This is a genomic window from Jannaschia sp. R86511 (genome assembly GCF_042466345.1).
Lineage (GTDB): Bacteria > Actinomycetota > Actinomycetes > Actinomycetales > JBBAYJ01 > Aquipuribacter.
Window position 1 is genome coordinate 2,378,478 of the sequence record NZ_JAXHCD010000001.1, and the last position, 25,755, is coordinate 2,404,232.

The 25,755-nt window shown below is 76.5% G+C and carries 22 protein-coding genes; 16 read left to right on the forward strand and 6 right to left on the reverse strand.

What is annotated here, in order from left to right; all coding sequences use genetic code 11:
- The first annotated feature begins 36 nt into the window (after positions 1-36).
- The 6 genes from SJY06_RS11190 to SJY06_RS11215 all read left to right on the forward strand — a co-directional run bounded on the left by SJY06_RS11190 (position 37) and on the right by SJY06_RS11215 (position 7,380).
- A complete protein-coding gene (locus tag SJY06_RS11190) occupies positions 37-696 on the forward strand; it encodes a hypothetical protein (protein ID WP_380167544.1) in 660 nt (219 codons plus the stop codon).
- On the forward strand, positions 693-2,318 hold the full coding sequence (locus SJY06_RS11195; RefSeq protein ID WP_380167546.1) for a CpaE family protein: 1,626 nt from the start codon (positions 693-695) through the stop codon (positions 2,316-2,318). The genes SJY06_RS11190 and SJY06_RS11195 overlap by 4 nt, the downstream gene beginning before the upstream one ends.
- A gap of 31 nt (positions 2,319-2,349) precedes the next feature.
- A complete protein-coding gene (locus SJY06_RS11200; RefSeq protein WP_380167548.1) occupies positions 2,350-3,780 on the forward strand; it encodes a wax ester/triacylglycerol synthase family O-acyltransferase in 1,431 nt (476 codons plus the stop codon).
- Complete coding sequence (locus SJY06_RS11205; protein WP_380167550.1) at positions 3,777-4,904, forward strand: patatin-like phospholipase family protein; 1,128 nt, start codon at positions 3,777-3,779, stop codon at positions 4,902-4,904. Before SJY06_RS11200 ends, SJY06_RS11205 begins: the two co-directional genes overlap by 4 nt.
- Positions 4,901-5,386 carry a DUF6912 family protein gene (locus SJY06_RS11210; RefSeq protein ID WP_380167552.1) on the forward strand — a complete coding sequence of 162 codons (486 nt, stop codon included), beginning with the start codon at positions 4,901-4,903 and terminating at the stop codon, positions 5,384-5,386. The genes SJY06_RS11205 and SJY06_RS11210 overlap by 4 nt, the downstream gene beginning before the upstream one ends.
- A gap of 71 nt (positions 5,387-5,457) precedes the next feature.
- Positions 5,458-7,380, forward strand: coding sequence for an alpha-amylase family protein (locus SJY06_RS11215; RefSeq protein ID WP_380167554.1), 1,923 nt, complete (start codon positions 5,458-5,460; stop codon positions 7,378-7,380).
- Here SJY06_RS11215 and SJY06_RS11220 read toward each other — a convergent pair.
- From SJY06_RS11220 to SJY06_RS11230, 3 genes are read right to left on the reverse strand one after another with little or no spacing between them, the layout of a single operon-like run.
- Positions 7,350-8,879: an SDR family oxidoreductase gene (locus tag SJY06_RS11220; protein ID WP_380167556.1), complete on the reverse strand. Its 1,530-nt coding sequence runs from the start codon at positions 8,877-8,879 to the stop codon at positions 7,350-7,352. The genes SJY06_RS11215 and SJY06_RS11220 overlap by 31 nt on opposite strands.
- Positions 8,880-8,935: 56 nt before the next feature.
- Positions 8,936-10,234 carry a mechanosensitive ion channel domain-containing protein gene (locus tag SJY06_RS11225; RefSeq protein ID WP_380167558.1) on the reverse strand — a complete coding sequence of 433 codons (1,299 nt, stop codon included), beginning with the start codon at positions 10,232-10,234 and terminating at the stop codon, positions 8,936-8,938.
- 22 nt (positions 10,235-10,256) lie between these two features.
- Positions 10,257-12,506 (reverse strand): prolyl oligopeptidase family protein, encoded by a 2,250-nt coding sequence (locus SJY06_RS11230; RefSeq protein ID WP_380167561.1) that lies wholly within the window; start codon positions 12,504-12,506, stop codon positions 10,257-10,259.
- Positions 12,507-12,756: 250 nt separating this feature from the next.
- On the opposite strand from SJY06_RS11230, the gene malQ reads away from it, so the two are divergent.
- Positions 12,757-14,919 (forward strand): 4-alpha-glucanotransferase, encoded by a 2,163-nt coding sequence (gene malQ / locus SJY06_RS11235; protein ID WP_380167563.1) that lies wholly within the window; start codon positions 12,757-12,759, stop codon positions 14,917-14,919.
- A gap of 8 nt (positions 14,920-14,927) precedes the next feature.
- Here malQ and pepN read toward each other — a convergent pair whose 3' ends face one another.
- Positions 14,928-17,504, reverse strand: a complete 2,577-nt coding sequence (gene pepN / locus SJY06_RS11240; protein ID WP_380167565.1) for an aminopeptidase N — start codon at positions 17,502-17,504, stop codon at positions 14,928-14,930.
- Between the two features lie 75 nt (positions 17,505-17,579).
- On the opposite strand from pepN, the gene SJY06_RS11245 reads away from it, so the two are divergent.
- Positions 17,580-18,257 carry a DsbA family protein gene (locus SJY06_RS11245; RefSeq protein ID WP_380167567.1) on the forward strand — a complete coding sequence of 226 codons (678 nt, stop codon included), beginning with the start codon at positions 17,580-17,582 and terminating at the stop codon, positions 18,255-18,257.
- Positions 18,258-18,272: 15 nt separating this feature from the next.
- Here the strand turns inward: SJY06_RS11245 and SJY06_RS11250 are convergent, their stop codons facing one another.
- On the reverse strand, positions 18,273-19,076 hold the full coding sequence (locus SJY06_RS11250) for a DUF429 domain-containing protein (protein ID WP_380167569.1): 804 nt from the start codon (positions 19,074-19,076) through the stop codon (positions 18,273-18,275).
- Between the two features lie 9 nt (positions 19,077-19,085).
- On the opposite strand from SJY06_RS11250, the gene SJY06_RS11255 reads away from it, so the two are divergent.
- The 6 genes from SJY06_RS11255 to SJY06_RS11280 all read left to right on the forward strand — a co-directional run bounded on the left by SJY06_RS11255 (position 19,086) and on the right by SJY06_RS11280 (position 23,844).
- Positions 19,086-19,562 (forward strand): ribose-5-phosphate isomerase, encoded by a 477-nt coding sequence (locus SJY06_RS11255; RefSeq protein WP_380167571.1) that lies wholly within the window; start codon positions 19,086-19,088, stop codon positions 19,560-19,562.
- A complete protein-coding gene (locus tag SJY06_RS11260) occupies positions 19,562-20,404 on the forward strand; it encodes an Fpg/Nei family DNA glycosylase (RefSeq protein ID WP_380167573.1) in 843 nt (280 codons plus the stop codon). The genes SJY06_RS11255 and SJY06_RS11260 overlap by 1 nt, the downstream gene beginning before the upstream one ends.
- Positions 20,405-20,526: 122 nt before the next feature.
- Positions 20,527-21,639: a PP2C family protein-serine/threonine phosphatase gene (locus SJY06_RS11265; protein WP_380167575.1), complete on the forward strand. Its 1,113-nt coding sequence runs from the start codon at positions 20,527-20,529 to the stop codon at positions 21,637-21,639.
- A 101-nt stretch (positions 21,640-21,740) separates the two neighbouring features.
- Entirely contained in the window at positions 21,741-21,929 is a 189-nt protein-coding gene (locus tag SJY06_RS11270) for a hypothetical protein (RefSeq protein WP_380167577.1), read from the forward strand.
- 108 nt (positions 21,930-22,037) lie between these two features.
- Entirely contained in the window at positions 22,038-22,256 is a 219-nt protein-coding gene (locus tag SJY06_RS11275; protein ID WP_380167579.1) for a hypothetical protein, read from the forward strand.
- Positions 22,257-22,296: 40 nt separating this feature from the next.
- Complete coding sequence (locus SJY06_RS11280; protein WP_380167581.1) at positions 22,297-23,844, forward strand: hypothetical protein; 1,548 nt, start codon at positions 22,297-22,299, stop codon at positions 23,842-23,844.
- A gap of 53 nt (positions 23,845-23,897) precedes the next feature.
- Here the strand turns inward: SJY06_RS11280 and SJY06_RS11285 are convergent, their stop codons facing one another.
- Complete coding sequence (locus SJY06_RS11285; protein ID WP_380167583.1) at positions 23,898-24,353, reverse strand: hypothetical protein; 456 nt, start codon at positions 24,351-24,353, stop codon at positions 23,898-23,900.
- A gap of 42 nt (positions 24,354-24,395) precedes the next feature.
- Here SJY06_RS11285 and SJY06_RS11290 point away from each other — a divergent pair, with 42 nt between their 5' ends.
- Both SJY06_RS11290 and SJY06_RS11295 read left to right on the forward strand, forming a co-directional pair.
- Positions 24,396-24,884 (forward strand): hypothetical protein, encoded by a 489-nt coding sequence (locus SJY06_RS11290; RefSeq protein ID WP_380167585.1) that lies wholly within the window; start codon positions 24,396-24,398, stop codon positions 24,882-24,884.
- Between the two features lie 39 nt (positions 24,885-24,923).
- Positions 24,924-25,745: a L,D-transpeptidase gene (locus SJY06_RS11295; protein WP_380167587.1), complete on the forward strand. Its 822-nt coding sequence runs from the start codon at positions 24,924-24,926 to the stop codon at positions 25,743-25,745.
- Positions 25,746-25,755 lie beyond the last annotated feature (10 nt).

Below are 25,755 nucleotides of genomic sequence, written 5' to 3' on the forward strand. Positions count from 1 at the left end.
CCCGGTCCCGGCCTCGGCTTGCTAGCGTGCCCGGGCATGGGGGTGTCGACCGAGCCGACCGCGTACCCGACCGTGCCGGCACGCCGGGTCCGGCGGCCGTCCTGGCGGGACCCACGGCTGCTCGTGGGCCTGGTGCTGGTGCTGGGGGCCACGGCGCTGGGGGGTGTGCTCGTGGCGCAGGCCGACGACACGGTCCCCGTGCTCGCGGCCGGCTCGACCGTGGTCCGGGGCGACACGCTGGAGCAGGCCGACCTGCAGGTCGTTCGCGTCCGCCTCGGCGACGCCGGAGCCGCCTACGTCGCCGCTGCCGACGCCCTGCCCGCGGACTCGGTGGCGCTGCGGACCGTTCCGGCCGGTGAGCTGGTGCCCGCCTCGGCCGTGGGCCGGGCCGACGAGCTCGAGGCCCGCCCGGTCGCCCTGCCCTGGCAGGGGCCGCGCCCGGAGGGCCTCGTGCGGGGGGCTGCGGTGGACCTGTGGGTGGCGCCCCGCGAGGGCACGTCGGAGTTCGGCGAGCCGGACCTGCTGGTGGCCTCCGCCGACGTGTTCGCCGTGGTCGAGGGCTCCACCGGTCTCGGGGCCACCGGCGGGGCGCAGGTCCAGGTGATGCTGGAGCCTGACGGGGTGCGGGCGCTGCTGGCCGCGCTCGCCGCCGAGGACCGGATCGACCTGGTCCTCGTCCCCGGGCCCCGCGGGTGAACCCGCCCGCCGGCGGGCCGTCCCGGGGCGGGCCCGTCGCGGTGGTCTCGGCCGTGGCCGGCGCCACCGAGAGCGCCGTGGCCTCCGCCCTGTCGGGCCGTCGCGACCTGGTGCTGGTGCGCCGCTGCGCCGACGTGGCCGAGCTGCTGAGCGTCGTCGAGGCGGGGCTGGCGGGCGTGGCGGTGCTCAGCGAGTCGTTCCCCCAGCTGGACGCCGACGTGGTCGACCGGCTGCGCCACCACGGCTGCGCGGTCGTCGGGGTGGTCGACCCGCAGCGCGAGAGCTCGGAGCGGCTGCGGGCGTGGGGGGTCGTCGTCGTGGACGTGGACCCCGGTGCCGGGCCGGCGACCGGGACGTCGGAGCCCTCGGACGCCGCCCTGGCCCTGGCGCGGGCGGTGCTGACGGCGGGCCCACGCGCGGCGGGGCCGGCGGCCGGCCCGGGCTCGCCGGCCGGCCCGGGTTCCGGCGCCGCCGCGACCGGCCGGGCGACGACCGGAGGCGCGGGTGCCGCGGGCGGTCCAGGTCGTGCGGCAGGTGCGGGCGCCTCAGGGGGCGCGGACGGCGCGCAGGTCCCGCACGCCTCCGGCTACAGCTGGCCGGCGGGCACGCCTCGGCCCGCCCACGCCGGTCCCGGGGCCCCGCCGGGACCCGTGGACCCGGACGACCCGACGGCCGCCCGGTCGGCCGAGCCGGCGGACGTCGTCACCCGACGAGGCCGCCTGGTGGCCGTGTGGGGACCGGCCGGCGCGCCGGGCCGCACCACCGTCGCCGTGGGCGTCGCGGCCGAGCTGGCGGCCGCGGGCGCCGAGGTGCTGCTGGTGGACGCGGACACCTACGCGGCGTCGGTGGCCCAGGTGCTGGGGCTGCTGGACGAGTCGCCGGGGCTGGTCGCGGCGGTCCGCGCCGGCCTGGACGGTCGGCTCGACCCGGACCGGCTGGCCCGGCTGGCGCCGGTGGTCGCGCCGCGGTTGCGGGTGCTGACCGGGCTGACCCGCTCGGCGCGCTGGAGCGAGCTGCGCCCGGCCGGGCTGCAGGCCGTGTGGTCCAGCGCGCGCCGGCTGGTGGACCACGTGGTGGTGGACCTGGCCACGCCCCTGGAGGAGGACGACGAGCTGTCGTACGACACCGCGGCCCCGCGCCGCAACGGTGCGGCGCTGGACGTGCTGCGCGCGGCCGACGACGTGCTGGTCGTGGGCTCGGCCGACCCGGTGGGGCTGCAGCGGCTGGTGCGTGGGCTGCAGGACCTGGCCCTCGCCGTGCCCGGGGTGTCCCCGCAGGTGGTCGTCAACCGGGTCCGCTCCGACGCGGTCGGGCGCAACCCGCGGCTGCGGGTCCGGGAGGCCCTGGACCGCTTCGCGGGGGTCAGGGACCTGCGGCTGGTCCCCGACGACCGGCCGGCCACCGACCGCGCGCTGCTGGCGGGCCGGACGCTGCACGAGGCCGCGCCCGACAGCCCCGCCAGCCTTGCGCTGCGGGCCACCGCCGCCGGTCTGCCCCGGCCGGAGGGGCCCGACCCGGACCGGTCGGAGCACCCGGCCGGGGAGCCCGCCGCGGTCGGGGCGCAGCCGGTGGCGCTCGCGCCGGGCCGTCGGGTGCGGCGCCGTCGGGCTACCGGCGGGTAACCAGGGGGCGGGGGTGGGTAGCATCGCCACGATGTCCGACCGCCTGAGCGCTCTGGACGCCTCGTTCCTCTACGCCGAGGAACCGGGCGCCCCCCAGCACGTCGGCACCGTCATGGTCTTCGAGGGCCCGATCGACTACCCCCGGCTGCAGCGCCACCTGGCCGGGCGCATCGCGTTCGTGCCGCGGTACCGCAAGCGGGTGACCCAGGTGCCGGGCCGGCTGGCCAACCCGGTCTGGGTGGACGACCCCCGCTTCGACCTGGGCTTCCACGTCCGCCGCTCGGCCCTGCCGCGGCCGGGCAGCATGGACCAGCTCCGTGAGCTGGTCGCGCGGGTGCACCCGCGCGAGCTGGACCGCAGCCGCCCGCTGTGGGAGCTGTACGTGGTCGAGGGCCTGGAGAAGGACCGCTTCGCCCTGATCAGCAAGGCGCACCACGCCCTGGTCGACGGCGTGAACGGCCTCGACCTGGCCCAGGTGGTCCTGGACGGCTCGCCCGACGTCAGCGAGGCCCCGCCGGAGGCGTGGCGCCCCGGCCCGCAGCCGTCGGCCCTGGATCTGGTCACCGGGGCGGTGCTGGAGGCCGCGCAGCGTCCCGCCGAGGCGGTGTCGACGCTGCGGCGCCAGGCGGCCGACCTGCAGCACGCGGCCTCGCGCGTGGCGGGTTCGCTGGGCCGGCTGGCCGTGGCCCGGCGCGCGCCGGACAGCCCGCTGGACGTCGAGCTGTCCCAGCAGCGGCTGTTCGCCGTGGCCGAGGCGAAGCTGTCCGACTACCGCGCCGTCGCCCGCCGGCACGGCCGGCCGCGGCCGGGAGCCGTGGCCGCCGTGCGCCCGACGGTGAACGACGTCGTGCTGGCCGTCCTCGCCGGCGCCATGCGCACCTGGTTGCAGGCCCGGGGCCTGCCGGTCTCGCCGACCACGCGGATGCGGGCGCTCGTGCCGGTGAGCGTCCGCCCCAACGACGCGGACCCCGACGACGACGCGCTGACCATCGACGAGGTGTCCTACGGCACGTCGGTGGACGGCCAGCTGGTCGACCTGCCGGTGGGCGAGCCGAACCCCGTCATGCGGCTGCACCAGGTGGCCTACCAGCTCAGCCCGCACCGCGAGGGCGGTCGGGCCATCCCGGCCCGTGACCTGGCCGAGCTGGCCGGGTTCGCGCCGCCGACCCTGCACAGCCTCGGGGTGCGCGTGGCCGGAGGGCTGTCGCGGCGCTACTTCAACCTGCTGGTGACCAACGTGCCGGGCCCGCAGGAGCCGGTCTACTGCGCCGGGGCGCGGCTGGCGGCGACGTACCCGGTGATCCCGCTGTCCCAGGGCCACGCCCTGGCCGTCGGGGTCACCTCCTACGACGGGCGGGTCTTCGTCGGGTTCAACGCCGACCGGGACGCGCTCGCCGACGTCGCGGACCTGCCCACGTACCTGCACGAGGCCCTGGTCGAGCTCAAGGCGGCGGCGCAGTGACCGCCTCGCCGCCCGCCGGGTCGCCGGCGCGGACCAGCGGGGCCCGGCGGCGCGCCGCCGGGCGGGGCGGACCGGCCCGGGACCGGCCCCGCTGGGGTCTGGTGCTCGGCGGTGGTGGTGTGCTGGGCGGGGCCTGGATGGTCGGGGCGCTCAGCGCCTACGAGGAGGTGTCCGGGCGCGACTGCCGCGACGCCGACGTCCTGCTGGGCACCTCGGTCGGGGCGTTCGCCGCGGCCCTTCTCGGCAGCGGCGCCTCGGTGGCGGACTGGCGGGCCCACCAGGAGGGTCGGCGCGTCCGGCGGGGCCCGATGGCCGGGCTCGACTGGGACTACGACATCGACTCCGGCGGGGCCACCCCGCCGGTGCCCGGCCGGCGTCCCGGCTCGCCGCGGCTGGTCACGGGAAACCTGCGGCGGCTGCGCCGGCTGCCGCCCACGGCGGTCGTGTCCGCGCTGGTCCCCGAGGGGCGCGGGTCGCTGGCGCGCATCGGCGAGACCGTGGCCGGGCTCAGCGGGGGTCGAGGCTGGGTGCCGCACCCCGGCGTCCGCGTCGTGGCGCTGGACTACGACAGCGGCCACCGCACCGTCTTCACCGGTCCCCACGACGAGCCCGGCGCCGACGAGCACCGTCGCCACACCTCGGTGGCCGCCCCCGTGGACCGCGCCGTCATGGCCTCGTGCGCCATCCCGGGCTGGTACGCGCCGGTCACCATCGACGAGCACCGCTACGTGGACGGCGGGGCGTGGTCGAGCACCAACGTCGACCTGCTGGCCGGGGACCGGCTGGACGAGGTCGTCGTCGTCGCGCCCATGGTGTCGTTCGCGCCGGACCGGCCCCGGTCGTTCGCCCAGATCGTCGACCGGCAGTGGCGGGCCTGGGTGACGGCGCGCTGCCTGCGCGAGGTGGCGGCCGTGCACGCGGCGGGCACCGCGGTGACGGTGCTGGGCCCGGGGGCCGCCGACCTGGCTGCGCTGGGCACGAACGTCATGGACCCGCAGCGCCGCCTGGACGTGCTGCGCACGTCGCTGGTGACCAGCCGGGAGGCCCTGCTGGACCCGGAGACCATCCTGGCGGACCCGCCCGCCGACACGCCCACCGGTCCCGCGGAAGGGGTCCACGCATGAGGGTCTACCTCGCCACCACACCGGCCCGGGTGGCCGCGCTGCGCCGGGACGGCGTACCCGTCGGCACCGAGGCCTACGCGGCCACGCCGGCGCTCGCGCAGGCGCTCGACCTGCCCGCCCCGGGCGAGGAGGACGCCGACGACGACCTGGCCGAGGTGGCCGTGGCCACGGCGGCCGAGGCCTCCCTGCTCCTGCTCGCCGACGACGCCGCCGCGGGTGCCGACGGGCCGGCGCCCGTGCGGCGCGTGGTGCTGGCGGCCGACGCGCGGGCCCGCCCGCTCGGCGGTGACGCCCACCCGGCCACCGTGGTGCTGACCGCCCCGCTTCGCTTCGCCGCGGTGGACACCGTGATGGCCGACGACGACGTGGTCGCCGAGCGGGTGGGCCGCGCCGTGGCCTCGGTGGAGACCGACCACGAGCGGGCGGTCCGGCTGCTGGAGAACACGCCGCTCAGCTGGTTCCACCCCTCCGAGCTCGACTGAGCCCCGGCTCGCGGCCCGGTGACGGCCCGGGGCGGCCCCGACCCGGCCACCGGTCGCACTAGGGTCGAGCGGTGGCCGCACACCCCGTCCCGGACGCCCACGACGAGCTGTTCGAGCTGCGGCTCGAGCGCTGGCTGCCCGACTGCGAGGCCGGGCTGCGCGCCGTGTACGGCTCGGACGAGGTGCCCGACCTGCTGGCGGCGGTGGTCGGGGTGCTGCGCACCGCCCACGCGGCCCGCAGGCCCGCGCTGCGCGTGCACGACCAGCGCCGGCTGCTGCGACCGGACTGGTTCCAGCAGCCGGGCATGCTGGGCTACGCCGCGTACACCGAGCGGTTCGCCGGGGACCTGGCCGGGGTCGACGACGCGCTGGGCTACCTGGAGGAGCTGGGCGTCACCTACCTGCACCTGCTGCCGCTGCTCACCCCGCGCGAGGGCGACAGCGACGGCGGGTACGCCGTGGCCGACTACCGCCGGGTCCGCCCGGACCTGGGCCGCAACGAGGACCTGTCCCGGCTGGCCGACACCCTGCACGAGCGCGGCATGAGCCTGTGCGTCGACCTGGTGCTCAACCACGTGGCCCGGGAGCACGAGTGGGCCCGACGGGCCCGGGCCGGCGAGGAGCGCTACCGCCGCTTCTTCCGCCTGTTCGACGACCGCACCGGGCCCGACGCCTACGAGGCCACGCTGCCGGAGGTGTTCCCCGACTTCGCCCCGGGCAGCTTCACCTTCGACGACGAGCTCGACGCCTGGGTGTGGACGACGTTCAACTCCTTCCAGTGGGACGTCGACTGGTCCAACCCGGACGTGTTCGTCGCCTACCTCGAGGTGGTCTGCCACCTGGCCAACCTGGGGGTGGACGTGCTGCGCCTGGACGCCATCGCGTTCCTGTGGAAGCGCCTGGGCACGGCCTGCCAGAACGAGCCCGAGGTGCACGCCATCACCCAGGCGCTGCGCGCGGCGCTGCGGGTCGCGGCCCCGGCGGTCGTGCTCAAGGCCGAGGCCATCGTCGGCCCGCGCGACCTGGTGCCGTACCTGGGCACGGGCCGGCACCACGGCAAGGTGAGCGACCTCGCGTACCACAACAGCCTCATGGTGCAGGTGTGGTCGATGCTGGCCAGCCGCGACGTCCGGCTGACGGTGCACGCCCTGCGCCAGTTCGACCCCGTGCCGACGACGACGTCGTGGCTGACCTACGTCCGCTGCCACGACGACATCGGCTGGGCGGTCGACGACGGCGACGCGGCCGCCGTCGGGCTCGACGGGCACGCCCACCGGGGGTTCCTGTCCGACTTCTACTCCGGCGGCTTCCCGGGGTCGTTCGGCCGCGGGCTGGTCTTCCAGCACAACGAGGAGACCGGCGACCGCCGCATCTCCGGCACGGCGGCCAGCCTGGCGGGGCTGGACGCGGCCCTGTCGCTGCCCGAGGGCCCCGCGCGCTCGGCGGCGCTGGACGCCGTGGTCGACCGGCTGCTGCTGGCCCACGCCGTCGTCATGGGCTTCGGGGGGATCCCCGTGCTGTGGTCCGGTGACGAGCTCGCGCTGCGCAACGACCCGGGGTGGGCCGAGGAGCCGGGCCACGCCGGCGACAACCGCTGGGCCCACCGGCCCCGGCTGCCCTGGCGGCGCAACGACCTGGGGGAGTCGGCCGAGGACCGGCACGACCCCTCCACCGTGACCGGGCGGGTGTTCCAGGGCCTGCGGCGGCTGACCGCGGCGCGCCGGGGGGTCGCCCAGCTGCACGCCGCGACCGGCACCGAGGTCCTGGACCCGCCCGACCCGGGCGTGCTGGCGCTGCTGCGGCGCCACCCGGAGGGTCCGATGCTGGGGCTGTACAACGTCACCGAGCGGACGGTCCACGTCACGGGCTGGCTGCTGGGCCTGCACGGGCTGCACGACTGCGTCGACCGGGTGAGCGGCGAGCGGGTGCTCGTCGACGACGCGGGCCAGGTCGAGCTGGCCCCCTACGCGGTGCGCTGGCTCGTGGCCGGCTGAGCCGGCTCGGTCCGGTCCGCCTGGTCGCGCTCCAGCCGTTCCGCGGCCAGGGCGACGTTGGCCTGCATGCCGCCGAACACGAACGCGTGGAACGGGGTGACGCCCGCCCAGTAGGCGTGCCCCGCCAGGCCGCGGGGGTGGAACAGGGCGCGCTGGCGGAAGATCGTGCGACCGACCGGGTCCTGCTCGACGAGCAGCTCGAGCCAGGCCAGACCCGGGGCCTTCATCTCGGCCCGCAGCCGGAGCAGGCGCAGCGGGTGGACCTCCTCGACCCGCCACCAGTCCAGCGCGTCGCCCACGGCCACCCGGCTGGGGTCGCGGCGGCCGCGGCTCAGGCCCGGCCCGCCGGAGAACCGGTCCAACCAGCCCCGTACCGACCACGCCAGCGGCCAGGAGTACCAGCCGTTCTCGCCGCCGATGCCCTGGATCACGGTCCACAGCTGCTCCGGCGACGCGCGCACCGGGGTGGCCCGCTCGTCGACGTACAGCGACCCGCCGGCCCAGTCCGGGTCGCTCGGCAGCGGGTCGCTGGCCGCCCCCGGCACGCTGGCCGAGGACCAGCGGGTCGCCACGGCCGTCTCCTTGATGCGCTGCAGGGCCAGGCCGACGGCCCGGTCGAAGCCGATGCGACCCTCCGGCGGGTCGGGCACGTAGCGCTGGATGTCGTCCTCGCCGCACACCACCTCGTGCACCAGGCCGGCGACCAGGGGCCGGGCCAGGCCGTGGGGGACCGGGGTGACCAGACCCACCCAGTGCGCGCTCAGCCGGGGGGTCAGCACGTTAACGGGCAGGATGACCCGTCGGGGCAGCCCCGCCACCGCGGCGTAGCGCTGCATCATGTCGCGGTAGGTCAGCACGTCCGGCCCGCCGACGTCGAAGGATCGGTTGACCTGCGGCGGCAGGGCGGCCACCCCGACCAGGTAGCGCAGCACGTCGCGGATGGCGATGGGCTGGACCCGGTTGCGCAGCCAGCGCGGCGTCACCATCACCGGCAGCCGCTCGGTCAGGTAGCGGAGCATCTCGAACGACGCCGAGCCGGAGCCGATGATCACGGCGGCCCGCAGCACCGCCGTGGGCACGCCGGAGCCCAGCAGGATCTCGCCGACCTCGCGGCGGGACTCCAGGTGCGGCGCCAGGTCCTCGCCCTCCGGGTACAGCCCGCCGAGGTAGACGATCCGGCCCACGTCGTTCTCCCGCGCCGCGCGGGCGAACACCCGGGCGGCGGTCCGGTCGGTGCGCTCCGACCGGCGCCCCGAGCCCAGGGAGTGGATCAGGTAGTACGCCACGTCGACCCCCGCCAGGGCCTCACCGACCACGTCGGGGTCCAGGGCGTCGCCGCGGACCACCTCCACGCGCCCGGACCAGGCGTGGCCCCGCAGGCTCTCGGGGTGCCGGGTCAGCGTCCGCACCCGGTAGCCGGCGTCCAGCAGCTCCGGCACCAGCCGCCCGCCGATGTAGCCGGTCGCGCCGGTGACGAGGACGAGCGGGGGCGGGGTCATGCCCCCAGTGTCCGTTCGCGTCCCCGGGCGCGCACACCCGGGGTGGCCGGTCGCGGCTACCGGCGGCGGTCCGGGGCCGGCTCGTCCGAGGCGCCGAACGGCTCACCGGACCCCGGCTCGGGGGCGTCCTCGGCCGCGACGTGCGCCTCGCCGCGGGTGGACTGCGGCGCCGGCGGGATGTCGCTGCCGGGGCCGTCACCGGTCGTGGGCACCGGGCCGGTCGGGCGACGGGGCGGTCGGCCGGCAGGTGCGCTGCCCACCGGGGTGGCCTCGGGGACGTCGTCCTCCGACCCCGGCCCGTCGGTGCGCATCCAGACCGTCCGCTGCGGGAACGGGATCTCGATGCCCAGGGAGTCGAAGCGGTACTTGATCCGCCGGCGCATCTCGCGGGCCACCACCCACTGCTCCAGCGGCACGGTCTTGATGATCATGCGGACGGTGATGCCGTCCGCGGCCAGGGCCTCCACGCCCCACACCTCGGGCTCGTCGAGGAACTTGTCGCCCCAGTCGGGGTCGGAGCGCATGTCGTGGCCGAGCTCCTTGAGCGTCTCCATCACCTGGGTGAGGTCCTCGCCGTAGGCGACGTCCACGTCGAGGACGGCCCGGGACCAGCCCTGGCTCATGTTGCCGACCCGGACGACCTCGCCGTTGCGGACGTGCCAGACCGTGCCGTCGACGGCCCGCAGCCGGGTGGTGCGCAGCCCGACGGCCTCGACCACACCGGTCGCCTCGCCCATGTCGATGACGTCGCCGACGCCGTACTGGTCCTCGGCGATCATGAAGATGCCGGAGACGAAGTCCTGCACCAGGGTCTGGGCGCCGAAGCCGAGGGCGACCCCGATGATGCCGGCGCCGGCCACCAGGCCGGTGATGTTGACCCCGACGGTCGGCAGGATGACGAACACCGCGGCCGTGAACACCGCGATCGACACCACGGCCTGCAGGATCGAGCCGATGGCCTTGGCCCGCTGCACCTTGCGGGCCCGGCTGATCGGGTCGGTGGGCTCGAACAGGTCCAGCCGACCGCGCCGGGCCGGGTCGTCGGCCTTGATCCGGTCGACGAAGCGGCGGATGAGCCGGTGCAGCAGGTAGCGCACCACCAGCGCCACCAGGACGACGGCCAGGACGAACAGCGGGATGCTGATCAGGCCCGACACGAACCGGGCCTGCTCGATGTCGCCGATCACGTTGTTGAGCAGCCCGCACAGGGTCGCGTCCTGGGTGCCGCAGTTCTGGTCCGTGACGCCGGACCCGAGGTCGTCCAGGGCACCGCCGACCCCGCTGCTCGGGGTGTCGCTGGGCTCGGGCTCGGTGGTGGAGGTCAGGGGGTTCGCAAGCAGGTTCGCAGATGCCATCGCGGGTCAGGGTAGCGACGGATCATGAGTGCGACCTGGGTGTCCCGTCGGGCCAGACCAGGCCCGTGTGGTGGGCCAGGAACAGCAGCCCGTCGGTGGCCAGGCCGACGGTCCGGCTGAGCGACCGGGCGCCGTGACCGACGTCCGCCTCGCGACGCACCAGCACCGGTCGTTGCTCGAGCGGGCTGCTGGTCGCGTGCTGGAGCGCGGCCGCGAGCTTGCGCGCGTGCAGCGGGTCGACCCGGCTGTCGCCGTCGAAGACGGTGAACAGCACCGCGGGGTAGGCGGTGCCCGCGCGGACCTGGTGGTACGGCGAGTACGACAGGAGCCAGCCCAGCTCGGTCGGGTCGGCCGCGGTGCCGTACTCGTCGTTCCAGGTCACCCCCAGCCCGTGCTGCTCGTAGCGGACCATGTCCAGCAGCGGGGCGGAGCAGAGCACCGCGGCGTACGCCTGCGGCCGCTGGGTCAGGGCCGCGCCCACCAGCAGGCCGCCGTTGGAACCGCCCGACACCGCCAGCTGCTGCGGGGTGGTCCAGCCGTCGGCGACCAGCCGGTCGGCCGCGGCGTGGAAGTCGTCGAAGACGTTCTGCTTGCGGTCGCGGTAGCCGTCCCGGTGCCACTGCTCGCCCTCCTCGCCGCCGCCGCGCAGGTTGGCCACGACGTACACGCCGCCGGCCCGCACCCAGGTCAGCGTGGTGGCGGAGTAGCCCGGGTTGAGGCTGATGCCGAAGCCGCCGTAGCCGTACAGCACGGTCGGGGCCGGTGCGGCCGGGCGGCCGTCGAGCAGGCTGTCGGTGCGGGCCACGACCACCATGCGCACCGTGGTGCCGTCGGCGGAGCGGTACTCCACCTGCTGGGCCGTGACGTCGGGGCCCGCGGGCGGCTCGCCCGGCGGCAGCTCCCAGGTCCGCAGGCCCAGGGTGCGGCCGTCCAGCAGGAGCACGCGTCCCGGGGTGGTGTGGTCGGTGTAGGTGAACCAGGCCCGGTCGCGCTCGGTCAGCGGCGGCACCAGGGCGCCGACCGACCCGACCCCCGGCAGCGTGACGTCGCGCAGGTGGCGGCCGTCCAGCAGCCGGTGCACGGCGACCTCGCCCACGGCGTGCCGGGTGCGCGAGACCAGCAGCAGGGGCTCGGCCAGGTCGTCGTGGTCGAGGACGGCGACGTCGGCCAGCACGGCCTCGTCGTCCTCCCCGACCAGGTCCACCCAGTGCTCCGGCGTCGGGGTCGCCGGGTCGGCCACGCACAGCCGCCCCCGCGGGGCGTCCAGGTCGGTGTGCACGTACAGCCGCCCGTCGCGGCCCACCCAGGCGCCGTGCTCGGCGTCCAGTCCCACCGCCACGGCGCGCAGTTCCGGCCGCGCCGGCCCGGACGCGGTCAGGTCCGCCAGCCACACGTCGGTGCGGGGAGCCGTGCCGGCCGACGCCGACACCACGAGCCAGCGGCCGTCGTGGCTGGTGCCGACGCCGTAGTAGTTGGTCATGTCCAGGCCCTCGCCGAACACCTCGACGTCGGTGTCGACCCCGGCGCCGACCTCGTGCAGGTAGACGCGGCGGTGGTACTGCTTCTCGCCCTCCGGCAGCAGGTCGCCCGGCAGCCGGCGCACGTAGAAGAACCGGCGCGGGCCGTCGGCCGTGCCGGGCAGCCAGGCCACGGGCGAGTAGCGCGCCCGGTCGACGGGCCCGTCGACGTCCTGGCCGGTGTCGACGTCCATGACCCGCAGGACGCTCTCCTCCGAGCCGCCCTCGCTGACCTGGTAGGCCAGCAGGTCGCCCTCGCGCGACAGCGACCACGAGTCGAGCGTGGTCGCCCCGCTGGGGTCCAGCGCGGCCGGGTCGACCAGCACCCGCTCGGTGCGGGTGCCGTCCGCGGCGGTGCTGCGCAGCAGCAGGACGGCGTGCTCGGCGGCGGGCTCGCGCCGCACCAGGACCTGCTGCTCGACGTCACCGCGGCGGCGCACGGCCGGCACCCCCACCGAGCCCGTGGCCAGCAGGGACGTCACGCTCGCCGACACGTGGTCCCGGCCCGGCCAGCGGGCGGCGTGCGCTGCGAGCAGCTGGTCCTGCGCGGCCGCCCAGGCGGTCGTCGCGGGGGAGCCCGCGTCCTCCAGCCAGCGGTAGGGGTCGGCGACCGCGGTGCCGTGCAGGACGTCGACGACGTCGGTGCGCTCGGCGGCCGGGTAGCGGACCTGCGGGACGCCGGGCTCGGCGCCGTCGTCGGGGCCGGAGCCGGGGCCGGGGCGGTGGACGTGGGTGCTGCTGGTCTGCTCGGGCACCAGCCGAGGGTAGGCGTCCCGGCAGGCCGAGGCCGGAGGGCCTGTGGACCGCGACCCTGCCGGCCCCACCGGCCGTCGACCTCACCGACCTGGTCGAGCTGGTCCGGACCCTCGTGACCGCGGCGGGGACGCCCACCGCGGCGGGTCCAGGTCGTGACCCGGCGGTCGGGTCTGGAAGACTCGGTCCGGCGTACGACGGCCGTACGAGCAGCAGCGGGGCGGTCCGGCCGCCCGGGGACGGAGCACCCAGGTGGACGACGGGGCCCAGCAGGAGCACGGTCCGGACCCGGACCTGACCCGGCTCGCCGAGGCCTACGGGGTCGCCACGGACTACTGGGACTGGCAGGGCAACCACGTCACGGTGCCCCGCAGCACCGTGCTGGCGGTGCTGGCGGCCCTGGAGGTCGACGCGTCGACGCCGGAGCTGCTCCGCGAGGCGCTGCGCGACGCGGACCTGCGCGGCTGGCGCCACGCCGTGCCCGCGACCACGGTGACCCGCAGCGGCCGTGAGGCGACGGTGCTCGTGCACGTGCCCGACGGCTGGGCGGCCCGGCTGGTGGCCGACCTGGAGGACGGCGGCCAGGTCGTGCTGAGCCAGGTCGACCACGGCGTCGGGCCCCGCGAGGTCGACGGCGAGCGGCTGGGCGAGGCGGCCTTCGAGGTGCCGACGGACCTGCCGCTGGGCTGGCACGAGCTGCACCTGGTGGCCGAGGACCCGACCGGCGCGACCCCGGCGCGCGAGGACAGCGGCGTCCTGGTCGTCTCGCCCGACCGGCTCGAGCTGCCCGCGGCGCTGGCGGAGCACCGGCAGTGGGGCTTCATGACCATGCTGTTCCAGGTGCGCTCGGAGGACTCGTGGGCCTTCGGCGACCTGGCCGACCTGGGCGAGGTGGCCAGCTGGTCGGCGCGCGAGCACGGTGCGGGCTTCGTGCTGCTCAACCCGCTGCACGCGCCGGACCCGGTGCCGCCGGTGGAGGCCTCGCCCTACCTGCCGGCGACGCGACGCTTCATGAACCCGTCCTACCTGCGGGTGGAGGACGTGCGCGAGACCGCGTACCTGTCGGCCGCCGACCGCGCCGTGGTGGAGTGGCACGCGGAGGAGCTGCGCGAGCTCAACCGGGACGACGTCATGATCGACCGCGACCTGGTCTGGGAGGCCAAGCGCGCCGCGCTGGAGCGGGTGTTCGCGGTGCGGCGCTCGCCCGGGCGCGAGGCCGACTTCCAGGCGTTCCGGGAGCGCGAGGGGCAGGGCCTGGTCGACTGGGCCACCTGGTGCGCGCTGCGCGAGTTCTACGGCACGCCGTCGTCGCAGTGGCCGGCCCACGCCGGCAGCCCCTACACCGACGCGGTGGCCCAGCTGCGCGAGGAGCTGTCCGCGCGGGTGGACTTCCACTGCTGGCTGCAGTGGCAGATGGACATCCAGCTGGCCACCGCGCAGCGCACCGCCGTCGAGGCGGGCATGGGGCTGGGCATCGTCCACGACCTGGCCGTGGGGGTGCACCCCGACGGCGCCGACGCGTGGGCGCTGCAGCACGCCATGGCGCGGGGCGTCAGCGTGGGCGCACCGCCGGACGCGTTCAACCAGCAGGGCCAGGACTGGTCCCAGCCGCCCTGGCGGCCCGACGCCCTGGCCGAGGCGGGCTACGCACCGCTGCGCGACATGCTGCGGGCGGTGCTGCGGCACGGCGGCGGCATCCGGATCGACCACATCATCGGGCTCTTCCGGCTGTGGTGGATCCCGGCCGGGGCGGGCCCGGGGGCGGGCACCTACGTGCGCTTCGACCACGAGGCGATGATCGGCGTGCTGGCCCTGGAGGCCCACCGCGCCGGTGCCGTCGTGGTGGGCGAGGACCTGGGCAACGTCGAGCCCTGGGTGCGCGACTACCTGCTGGAGCGGGGCGTGCTGGGCACGTCCATCCTGTGGTTCGAGAAGGACGCCGACGGGGCGCCGCTCAAGCCGCAGCAGTGGCGTGAGCTGTGCCTGGCCACCGTGACCACCCACGACCTGCCGCCCACCGCCGGGTACCTGGCCGGTGAGCACATCGAGGTCCGGGAGCGGCTCGGCCTGCTGACCCGGGACGTGGACGAGGAGCGGGCGGCGGACACGGCCGACCGCGCCGCCTACCTGTCGATGCTGTCCGAGCTGGGGCTGCTGCCGGACCAGCCGCTGGAGCGGCAGACGGTGGAGGCGCTGCACCGGCTGCTGACCTGGACCCCGAGCATCCTGCTCGGCGTGGCGCTGCCCGACGCCGTCGGTGACCGCCGGGCCATCAACCAGCCCGGCACGTACCTGGAGTACCCCAACTGGCGCCTGCCCATGGCCGACGGCGTCGGGGTGCCGGTGCTGCTGGAGGACCTGGTCCGCTCCCCGCGGGCGGCCAGCCTCGGCCGGGTGCTGCGCGAAGGGGTCTGAGGGGGCCCTCAGCCCCCGGCGAGGTCCCGCTCGTGGGCCCGCAGGGCGCGGGCCGTGCCGTCCCGGTTCTCCAGCACCAGCCGCCGCAGCCCGGCCGGGGCGTCGGGGTTCCCGGCCAGCCACGCGTCGCCCCGGGCCAGCACGTCGGTGCTCACCAGGGCGGCCGGGTACATCCCGGTGACGAACTGCTGGGCCATCTCGTTGGTCCGCTCGTGCCACTGCGGCAGCAGGGAGTCGAAGTACCGGTCGACGAAACGCTCGAGCAGCTCCGGCTCCGGGGTCCGGGCGAACCCGGCGATGGTGGCCGCCGACACCGCGTTCGGCAGCTCGCCGGACAGCACCCGCGCCCACGCCTCCTCCTTGGCCTGCACGGTGGGCCGGGCGGCCAGCGCGCCGGCGGCCGCCCGCTGCCCGGAGGCGGTGTCGTCGCGGGCCAGCTCGGCCGCGACCAGCTCGTCGGCGCGCAGCGACCCGTCCTCGTCCGCCCCGGCCACGGCGCCCACCAGGTCCCAGCGCAGGTCGGTGTCCACCGTGAGGCCCGGCAGCTCGAGCACCCCGCCCAGCAGGCCGCGCACCACCTCGACGTGCTCGGCCCGGCGGACGAAGCCGCAGAACGCCCGCACGGCCTGCAGCTGGATGTCGCTGCCCGGGGGCGCCTGCCGGGCCAGGTCCCACAGCCCGTCGGCCACCCGCTCGGCGGTGGCGGCCCGGTTGGGCGGGGCCGTGTACAGCCGCGCGGCGACGGACAGCTGGCGCACCAGGGTCAGCACGACCGACGACTCGGTCTCGGCGGCCACGTTGCCCAGCACCAGGTCGACGAACCGGCCGGCGCCGGTCTCGGCGTCGCGCAGCATGTCCCACGCGCCACCCCACACGACGCTGCGGGCCATCGACGAGCCCAGCGCCGACAGGTGCGCCGTGGCCGTGGCCAGCGACACGGGGTCGAGGCGGACCTTGGCGTAGGCCAGGTCGTCGTCGTTCAGCAGCAGCAGCGCGGGGCGGGGACGCCCGGCCAGACCGGGCACGTCGGTCTGCTCGCCGTCCACGTCGAGCTCGAGCCGGTGGGTGCGCACGAGCGCGCCGTCGACCAGCTCGTAGCAGCCGACCGCGAGGCGGTGCGGGCGCAGCACGGGGTGCTCCGCGGGTGCGCTCTGCCGCAGCGTGACCCGCTCCATGGTGCCGTCGGCCGCCTCGTCGATCCGGGCCCCGAGCGTGGTGACGCCCGAGGTGAGCAGCCAGCGCTGCACCCAGTCGTCCAGGTCGCGGCCGCTGGCGGTCGACAGCTCGCTCAGCAGGTCCGAGAAGACGGTGTTGCCCCACGCGTGGGCGCGGAAGTAGGCGCGCAGCCCGGCGAAGAACTGCTCGCGCCCCACCCAGGCCACCAGCTGCTTGAGCACGCTGGCGCCCTTGGCGTAGGTGATGCCGTCGAAGTTGACCTCGACGTCCTCCAGGTCGCGGATGTCGGCGATGACCGGGTGCGTCGTGGGCAGCTGGTCCTGCCGGTAGGCCCAGGACTTCTCCATGGCGGAGAAGGTGGTCCAGGCCTGGTCCCAGCGGGTGGCCTCGGCGGTGGCCAGGGTGGAGGCGAACTCGGCGAACGACTCGTTGAGCCACAGGTCGTCCCACCAGCGCATGGTCACCAGGTCGCCGAACCACATGTGGGCCAGCTCGTGCAGCACGGTGACGGCGCGGCGCTCGTGGAAGGCCTCGGCGGTCTTGGACCGGAAGACGTAGGTCTCGGTGAACGTGACGCAGCCCGCGTTCTCCATCGCCCCGGCGTTGAACTCCGGCACGAACAGCTGGTCGTACTTCTCGAACGGGTAGGCCTGGTCGAACGCCTCCTCGTAGTAGGCGAAGCCGCGCCGCGTGGTGTCGAGGATCTCCTCGGCGTCCAGGTGCTCGGCCAGCGAGGCCCGGCAGAACACCCCCAGCGGCACCGTCCGGCCGTCGCGGCTCACGAGCTCGTCGCGCACGACGTGGTAGGGCCCGGCGACCAGCGCCGTGACGTAGGACGACAGCCGCGGCGTGGGGGCGAAGCGCCACGTGGCGGTGCCGTCGGCGGCGGGCTGCGGGGTCGGAGTGGGGGAGACCGAGGTCACCTGCCAGTGCGCGGGGGCCGTGACGGTGAAGGCGAACGTGGCCTTGAGGTCGGGCTGCTCGAGCACCGCCAGCACCCGGCGCGAGTCGGCGACCTCGAACTGCGTGTACAGGTAGGTCTCGGAGTCCACCGGGTCCACGAAGCGGTGCAGCCCCTCACCGGTGTTCATGTACGGGCAGCGGGCCTGCACGGTGACCTCGACGTCGCCCGCGGGCAGGTCGTGCAGCCACAGCCGGGAGTCGTGGTGCACGTGCGCGGGGTCCAGGGAGTACGCGCGGCCGGCGGCGCGGACCTCGACCCGCTCGACGTGGTCGGCCACCAGGTCGAGCCAGGTGGTCCCGGGCTCGCGCAGCCGGAAGCGGGCCACCGTGCGGGACGCGAAGTGCTCCTCGCCGAGGGTCAGGTCCAGGTCGACGTCGTAGCTGTGGGACTCGACGAGAGCGGCACGGGCCTGCGCCTCGTCGCGCGTGAGGTTGGTTCCGGGCACGGGACGATCCTGTCACGTCGTGACCGCGACGGGCGGGTGCGGAATGAGGGGCGGCAGCGCCCGGTTGCCCCGGACGTGACCACCGACGCGAGCAGCACCGACCGTAGCGACCGCAGCATCGACCCCGCCGCCGCCGGCGGCGGCCCGGCGAAGACCGCCGTGGCCGACTTCTGGTTCGACCCCGTGTGCCCGTGGGCCTGGATGACGTCCCGGTGGATGGGCGAGGTGGAGCAGGTCCGCGACGTGACCGTCCGCTGGCACGTGATGAGCCTGGCCGTGCTCAACGAGGGCCGGGACCTGTCCGAGGAGTACCGCGACATGATGACGCGGGCCTGGGGCCCGGTCCGCGTGGTCGTGGCCGCGCAGCAGGCCCACGGCGACGACGTGATCAAGGCGCTGTACGACGCCATCGGCACCCGCATCCACCCCGGCGGCCGCCAGGACTGGGACGCCGTCGTGGTCGAGGCGCTGGCCGAGGTGGGCCTGCCCGCCGGGCTCGCGGAGGCCGCGACCAGCAACGCCCACGACGACGCGCTGCGCGAGAGCCACGCCGCCGGCATCGGGCTGGTCGGTGAGGACGTCGGCACACCGGTCGTCGCCTTCGACGGCACGGCCTTCTTCGGCCCCGTCGTCACCCCGGCCCCCAAGGGCGAGGCCGCCGGTCGGCTGTGGGACGGCACGCTGCTCGTCGCCGCGACGCCCGGCTTCTACGAGCTCAAGCGCAGCCGCTCGCAGGGACCCGTCTTCGACTGAGCCGCCCGGTCGGGCTCAGACCACGATGACGGCGCGCCCGGGGGCGGGCGCGCCGTCGGACCACACCGCGTCGGTGCCGGCGCCCAGAACCTGCGCCTGGCCGTAGGCGTGGCGCAGGGCCGAGCAGGCCCCGGCCAGCGCGTCCAGGGCGTCGTCGACGGGCACGCGTTCGCGGGCCGAGGTCCCCACGGGCACCTCGGCCAGCGCCGTCAGCACGTCGAGGCCGGGCAGGGTGCGCTCCAGCAGCCGCACGCGCAGCGCCACCCCGGGCGCGGACAGCTTGGACGGCACCGGGCCCAGCCCGAAGTGGCGGGCCATCACGGCGTAGGAGGTCTCGGGGTGGACCTCGACGACCCGCTCGCCGGCGGGGCCGAGCGCGCGGACCGCGTCCTCGACCTCGAGCACCTTGGCCGCGATCATCCAGGACTGGGTCGACACGCCCCCTCCGCCGCTCGCCCGTGACGCCGCGTCGGCCTCCGCCCGGGACGCCAGGTCCAGGCCGCCGTGCGCGCGCAGCCGGGTCCGGGCGACGCGGAACGCCGCCACGGGGGCGGTGGTGAAGATGCTGCTGGCGCCCCGGCCGAGCCGCTCGCGCGCCGCCGCCTCGCAGGAGCGCAGCCCCCGCTCGACCAGCCCGACCGGCATGTCGACGCCCGCGGCGACGACGTCGGGCTCGGCCACCGGGGCCAGGACCTCCGCGGCGGGGCCCACCGTCCACGCCACCGCGGGGGCGCTGCCGCCGTCCGGGTCCAGCGTGAGCGTGGCGGCGACCCAGCGCTCGCGCACCCCGTCGACCCCGATGACGCGCACATCGGCCACAATGCCACCGTGCGCGTCCACATCGGTTCCGACCACGCAGGCTTCGAGCTCAAGACCCACCTGGCGACGACCCTGGCCGCCGACGGCCACGAGGTCGTCGACCACGGTCCGGTCGAGCTCGACCCGCTCGACGACTACCCGGCGTTCTGCCTGCGGGCCGCCCTGGCCGTGGCCGGTGACCCGGGCAGCCTGGGCGTCGTGGTCGGCGGCTCGGGCAACGGCGAGCAGATCGCGGCCAACAAGGTCCCGGGGGTGCGGGCCGTGCTGGCCTGGAGCCAGGACACGGCCCGGCTCGGCCGGCAGCACAACGACGCCAACGTCATCTCCGTCGGGGGCCGGATGCACGAGGCCGAGGAGGCCACCGGCTTCGTCCGCACGTTCCTGGCCGAGCCCTTCAGCGGCGACGAGCGCCACCAGCGCCGCATCGACCAGCTGACCCGCTGGGAGTCCGACGGCGAGCTGCCCCCGCTGCCCGACGGCAGCTGATGCCGGAGGGCCACACCGTCCACCGCCACGCCCGCCAGCTGGCGGCCCGCTTCGCCGGGGCCCCGGTGGCGCTGGCCAGCCCGCAGGGCCGGTTCAGCGCCGGGGCCGCGGCCCTGGACGGGCAGGTGCTGCGGTCGACGGAGGCGTGGGGCAAGCACCTGCTGCTGCGCTTCGACGCCCCGCCCGGGGCCGACCGCTGGGTGCACGTGCACCTGGGCCTGTTCGGCAAGTGGGCCATGGGCAGCGGCGAGCCGCCCGAGCCGCGGGGCGCGCTGCGGCTGCGCCTGGTCGGGCCCGGCACCGACACCGACACCGGCTCCGGCTCCGGCCCGGTGTGGGCGGAGCTGCGGGGCCCCACGGCGTGCGAGCTGCTGGACGACGTCGGCCGGGCGGCTCTGCTGGCGCGGCTGGGGCCGGACCCGCTGCGCCCGGACGCCGACCCCGGACGGGCCGCCGCGCGGCTGTCGCGCTCGCGGCAGGGAGTCGCGGCCCTGCTGATGGACCAGTCGGTGGTCGCGGGCGTGGGCAACGTGTACCGCGCCGAGGTGCTGTTCCGGGCCGGGCTCGCCCCCCGCACCCCGGGCTCGGCCGTCACGGCGCAGCAGTGGACGGCGGTCTGGGACGACCTCGTCGTGCTGATGCGGGCGGGTGCCCGCTCGGGCCGGATCATCACGACGGAGCGCGAGCACCGGGAACGGCGCAGCGGACCCGCCCGGCGCGAGGACGCCCACTACGTCTACCGGCGGCACGGCCGCCCGTGCCGGCTGTGCGGGACCACGGTCGAGGTCGCCGACCTCCTCGGGCGCCGGCTGTACTGGTGCCCGACCTGCCAGGCCGGCTGAGGTGCGCCGCCCGGGTGCAGACGGCCTGCACGTCGTGTGACCAGCACCGTTGACACCCGGGGGTGCGGTCGGGGTGGGGACGGTGTCGCCCTGCCCCGTCCGGACCCCTACGCTCAGCCACCATGGTCCGCTCCCGCTACGCGACGGTGCGGGGCTGGATGGGCGGGTGGCCGCGCAACCAGCCCGCCGTGCTCATCGTGTTCGCGGCGGCGGCGATCGTGTTCGCCCTGGCCAGCGGCATGTACACCCGGTGGGTGCCGGCCGCGTCGGCCGTGCTGCTCATCCTGCTCGCGGCCTACTTCATGCAGCTGCGGTACCTGCTCGTCTACTACCTGGTCCTGATCGGCTCGGTGGTGCTGTCCGCGGTGCTGCGCGACGACGACATCTCGCCGGGCGTGGTGCTGGTCCTGGTGCTCACGGCCGCGCTGCTGGCCTTCTTCGTCCGCACCCGCGAGGTGCTGGGCGTGCAGGGCAACACCGGCCAGGACATGCTCGTCGACCTGCGGGACCGGCTGCGTGCGCAGTCCCTGCCGGCGCGGATGCCCGAGGGCGTCCGCATGGAGGTGGCGCAGCGCTCGGCCAACGGCGAGGGCTTCTCGGGTGACTTCGTGCTCGCCTCGGTGCGCGAGCAGTCCGACGTCGCCCACCCGGTGGGGGGTCGCGCCCCGGACTGGCCGGGTGCGCTGGAGGTGGCCGTGGTCGACGTGTCCGGCAAGGGGCAGGCGGCGGGCACCCGGGCGCTGCTGCTGTCCGGCGGGCTGAGCGGCCTGATGTCGGGGTCGCGGGCGGAGGAGTTCCTGCCCGCGGCCAACGCCTACCTGCTGCGGCAGGAGTGGGCCGAGGGCTTCGCCACGGCCGTGCACCTGGTGCTGGACCCCTGCACCGGGGCCTTCACGGTCCGCAGCGCCGGGCACCCGCCGCCGGTGCAGCACCGGGCGGGCTCCGGCACCTGGCGGGTGCTGGCCACCAGCCCCGAGCCCGCGCTCGGCCTGCTGGTCAACGGCTCCTACGCCGAGGTGAGCGGTCGGCTCGACCGGGGGGACGCGCTCGTGGTCTACACCGACGGCGTGGTGGAGGCCCGGGGCCGGGACCTGAGCTACGGCGTGGACCGGCTGACGGGCCAGCTCGCCCGCCACGTGCGCAAGGGCTACCGGGGGGCGGCCGCGGCCGGGGTCGACGCGCCACGGGGCAACGGCGACGACGACCGCACGGTCGTGGTCCTCTGGCGCGACTGACGGCGCAGGCACCACGGCACGAGAGCACGACGGCGCACGGGACGACGGCACACGGGACGACGGCACACGACGCACGGGCGCGACCGGACAGGAGGACGACGGTGGGACGAGAGCGGACGGCGGGCGGCGGCTCGGTCGGGTTCTGGTACCGGGTGCGGTGGAACATCCGGTACGCCCTGCTGACGGTGGCCGGGCCCGCGCACCTGGACGAGGCCCACGACCCCCGGACGCGGATGCGCGCCGAGCGGGCCGAGCGCGAGCGGCGCGCGGGCGAGGGCCGCGGCTCCTGAGGGCGGGTGCGGCGGCCACCGGCCCGGGTGGTCCTGCTCGCCGGCCCGCCGCTGCCGGGCGCGACGCCCGGTTCCGACGCCGGTCGGCCGGTCGCTACCGTGGCTGTCGTGGCCGGGGGGAGGAGCACGCCGTGGTGGCAGCTGACGCGCACGTCGCGACAGGGCTTCGGGCTGACGGGCCTGATCGGTCTGGTCGCGGTCCTCAGCTGGCTGTGGCCGGCCGCCGACGGCCGGACCTTCGAGGTGGTGCTGGCGTGCTTCTGGACCGTCCTGGCCGTGGGCCTGCTGGCGTCGTCGCTGGCGCTGCGCCGGCGGGAGCAGGGCTGAGCGCCTGGTGGGCGCTGCGTGAGCACGCTGTGAGCACCCGGTGAGCAGCGCCGTGCTGCTGGCCGAGGACCCGCAGCCCGCCCCGGCCGGCGCAGGCCCGTCGCGGCACCCGCGGTCGCGGCGCCGGGGGTTCGTCGCGTGGGTCGCGGTCCTCGCCGGGCTGGCCGTCGTGGCCCGGCTGCCGCTGCTCGGCAGCCCGCCGAGCCGGGACGAGGCCGGGTACCTGATGATCGCCTCCCAGCTGGGCCCCGGGCTGTCGCTGTACGGCGACTACTGGGTGGACCGCCCGCCCCTGCTGCTCGCGTTCTTCGCCGTCGCGGACCGCCTCGGCGGGCCGGAGGGGCTCCGGGCGCTCGGCCTGCTGGTCGTCGCGACCGCCGTGGTGGCCGCCGCCGCGCTGGGCTGGCTCGTCGCCGCGGGACGTTCGCGCCCGCGCGCCGGGCTGGCGTGCGGCGGTACCGCCGCCGTGTTCCTGTCCACGCCCCTGTTCGGCACGGCCGAGGTCAACGGCGAGCTGATCGCGGCCCCGCTCGTGCTGGGCGGGGCGGCGCTGGTGCTCGCGGCGGTCCGCGCCCCGGCGTCGGGTCCGCGCGCGGCGCTGCTGGCCTCGGCCGGCGCCGCGGGGGCCGCCGCCGTCCTGGTCAAGCAGAACCAGTGGGACGTCGTGGTGCTCGTGGTCGCGCTGCTGCTGGTGGGGCGGCGCTCGCACCGGGTGCACCACCTGCGCCCCCGGGACCTGGGCCCCTTCACCGGCGGGTTCCTGCTCGCCGTGGTCGCGGCCGTCACCTGGGCGGCCCGGCTGGGGACGGACCCGCGCGGGCTGTGGGACGCGGTCGTGGTGTTCCGGGTGCAGGCGGCCGCGGTCATCGGCTCCTCGGCGAGCTCGGCGACCAGCGACCGGCTGGTCGACCTGGTCGTGGCCTTCCTGCTCAGCGGGGCGCCCCTGCTGCTTCTGCTGGCGGCCGTCGCGGCCCGCCGCCCCGCCGCCGAGGGCGCGGTGGACCTCCGCGTGCCCTTGCTGGCGGTGCTGGCCTGGGAGTCCTTCGCCGTGCTGGGCGGTGCGAGCTACTGGCCGCCGTACCTGATCTGCTTCACCACCGGGCTGGTGCTGGCCATGGCCGTGGTGCAGACCCGCGAGGGCTCGCGCCCCCGGGACCGGTGGGCGGCGCTGCTGCCCCTGGGCTGGGCCGCAGTCGCCGCCGTGGTGGCGTTGGTCACCGTGGTGGCCGACCCGCCCGCCCGGCCCCAGGACGCGGTCATCAGCTGGCTGCGGGCCAACGCGTCACCGGGCGACGACGCCGTGATCGCCTACGGCCACCCGGACATCCTGCACGGCGCGGGTCTCGCCAGCCCGTACCCGGACCTGTGGAGCCTGCCCGTGCGGGCCCGGGACCCCCGGCTGCAGGAGCTCAGCCGCCTGCTGAGCGGCCCGCGGGCGCCGGACTGGGTCCTGCTGACCGGGTCGTCGCTGGCGACCTGGGGCATCGACGACCGGGCCGGCACGCGGGCGCTGCGCGAGCACTACGTGGAGGAGACGGTCGTCGGCCGGTACACGGTGCTCCGGCTCCGGTCCGACCCCGACGAGTAGGCCGGCCCCGGTCCGCCGGCACCGGCAGCAGCCGCAGCGACCTGGTCCCCTGATCAGGGCGGCCGCCACACCGCCGCCCAGCGCGCGGCGCCGGCGGCCTGGTAGCCGGCGACCGCGGCGGTCCGGAACCCGTCCGCGACGGCCTCCTGCCAGGCCGCCCGGTACTGGGCCGAGGTCGGGCAGGAGGTGCTGCACGGTGGTGGCCTCGTACCACTCGACCGGCGTGCCCGTCGCCGCGGCGCCGGCCGCGATGTCGTCGTCGGACGGGGTGCCGGCCTCGGCGTCGGCGTAGCCGTAGCCGCGCGAGACGACGAGCCGGCCGTCCGGGCTGACGGCTGCGCCGAGGGCGGACCGGGCGGTGGGTGACGTGCTGGACATGAGGTGCCTCCTGCTGGTGCCGCGGCGTTCGCGGTCACACGGAGGGGACGCCGCCGGGCAGCGGTTCCTGACTGTCCCCGCCCGCCCTCGCAGAAAGTGTCAGGAACACCGGCCCGGACCGTCCTGACCATCGAGCCCGGCGCACGGCCGGGCCACCGACACCGGAGGACACCATGGACAGGACCAGCCACAGGACCGGCACCACCACCCTGGCGACCCGCCGCCCGACCGCCCTGGCCGCCGCGCTGCTGCTCACCCTGGCCGCGGCCGGGCTGACGTCGGGCGCGGCCGTGGCCGCGACCACGGCACCGACCGGCCCCGGCGACCTGGCCCCGGTCACCACGGCCCCGGACGACCCGTTCCCCACCGACCCCGACGACGACCCGGAGCCGCAGGTCCCGCCCGGGCCGGGCAACCTGGCCCCCTGCACGGGCCACGACGCCGAGGGCCAGGTGGTCGACAACTGCGAGCACCCGGAGCCCACGGGCGAGCCGAGCCGCGGTACGGAGGTGCCCACCGACCCGTGCCTGGACGAGCCCGGCACCGAGGAGCCGCCCGCGACGCTGCGGATCCCGCTGCCCGGTGGGGCCGACGTCGTCATCGACGCCGAACCGGCGGAGTGCGAGCCCCCCGACGACGACACCCCGTCGTTCACCGGCTGAGCGCCGACGTCGACCGACCGGCCCGAGGAGACGACCACCATGAGAACCCCCCTCGCCCTCGTCCTGGCGGGAGCCCTCGCCTCCACCCTCGCCCTGACGGCCTGCGGCAGCGACCGCGCGGCCGCACCCGCCCCCGTGCCCGCAGTCGCCGTCGCCTCGCCGGCCGGGACGAGCGGGCCCCCCGCGGGCCCCACGACTCCCGGGACCACCGGGGCTCCCGCGACCACCGGAGCCCCCGGGGCCTCCGACGCCGCCGAGCAACCCGCCCACGCCGTGGCGGTGGCCACCACGGCCGTGACCGTCCACCCGTCCCCGGACGGCACGACCCCCGGCCTGGAGGTCCCGGCGGAGACGTCCTACGGCAGCCGGCGCACCTTCCGGGTGCTGCAGGCCAGCCCGGACGGCCGCTGGCTGCAGGTCGTCGTCCCGGTCCGCGCCGACACCCGGCAGGGCTGGGTCCGCGCGGACGACGTGAGCATCGAGGCCGTCCGGCACCACATCGCCGTCGACCTGAGCGAGCGCACCCTGGTGCTCAGCGAGGACGGCGTCCCGGTGCTCACCGTGACGGTGGCGGTCGGCTCGCCGGAGAACCCGACGCCCACCGGTCGGTTCGCCGTCACCGACAAGCTCCGGGCGCCCGACGGCGGCGTCTACGGGCCGTACGCGTTCGGCCTGTCGGCCTGGTCGCCGACCCTGACCGAGTTCGCCGGCGGCGACGGCCAGATCGGCCTGCACGGCACCGACCGGCCCGACCTGCTGGGCCAGGCGGTGTCCCACGGCTGCATCCGGGTGCCCGACGACGTGGTCCGCGAGCTCGCCTCGGTCCTCCCGCTGGGCGTACCCGTGGACATCCGGGCCTGAGGGGATGAGT

What these genes read in the sequence shown, in the direction of transcription:
- SJY06_RS11225 (WP_380167558.1), bottom strand. Translation starts at nt 10,234, where the DNA reads ATGGCATCTGCGAACCTGCTTGCGAACCCCCTGACCTCCACCACCGAG.
- SJY06_RS11210 (WP_380167552.1), top strand. Translation starts at nt 4,901, where the DNA reads ATGAGGGTCTACCTCGCCACCACACCGGCCCGGGTGGCCGCGCTGCGC.
- SJY06_RS11260 (WP_380167573.1), top strand. Translation starts at nt 19,562, where the DNA reads ATGCCGGAGGGCCACACCGTCCACCGCCACGCCCGCCAGCTGGCGGCC.
- SJY06_RS11190 (WP_380167544.1), top strand. Translation starts at nt 37, where the DNA reads ATGGGGGTGTCGACCGAGCCGACCGCGTACCCGACCGTGCCGGCACGC.
- SJY06_RS11285 (WP_380167583.1), bottom strand. Translation starts at nt 24,353, where the DNA reads ATGGTCAGGACGGTCCGGGCCGGTGTTCCTGACACTTTCTGCGAGGGC.
- SJY06_RS11265 (WP_380167575.1), top strand. Translation starts at nt 20,527, where the DNA reads ATGGTCCGCTCCCGCTACGCGACGGTGCGGGGCTGGATGGGCGGGTGG.
- SJY06_RS11200 (WP_380167548.1), top strand. Translation starts at nt 2,350, where the DNA reads ATGTCCGACCGCCTGAGCGCTCTGGACGCCTCGTTCCTCTACGCCGAG.
- SJY06_RS11220 (WP_380167556.1), bottom strand. Translation starts at nt 8,879, where the DNA reads ATGACCCCGCCCCCGCTCGTCCTCGTCACCGGCGCGACCGGCTACATC.
- SJY06_RS11295 (WP_380167587.1), top strand. Translation starts at nt 24,924, where the DNA reads ATGAGAACCCCCCTCGCCCTCGTCCTGGCGGGAGCCCTCGCCTCCACC.
- SJY06_RS11290 (WP_380167585.1), top strand. Translation starts at nt 24,396, where the DNA reads ATGGACAGGACCAGCCACAGGACCGGCACCACCACCCTGGCGACCCGC.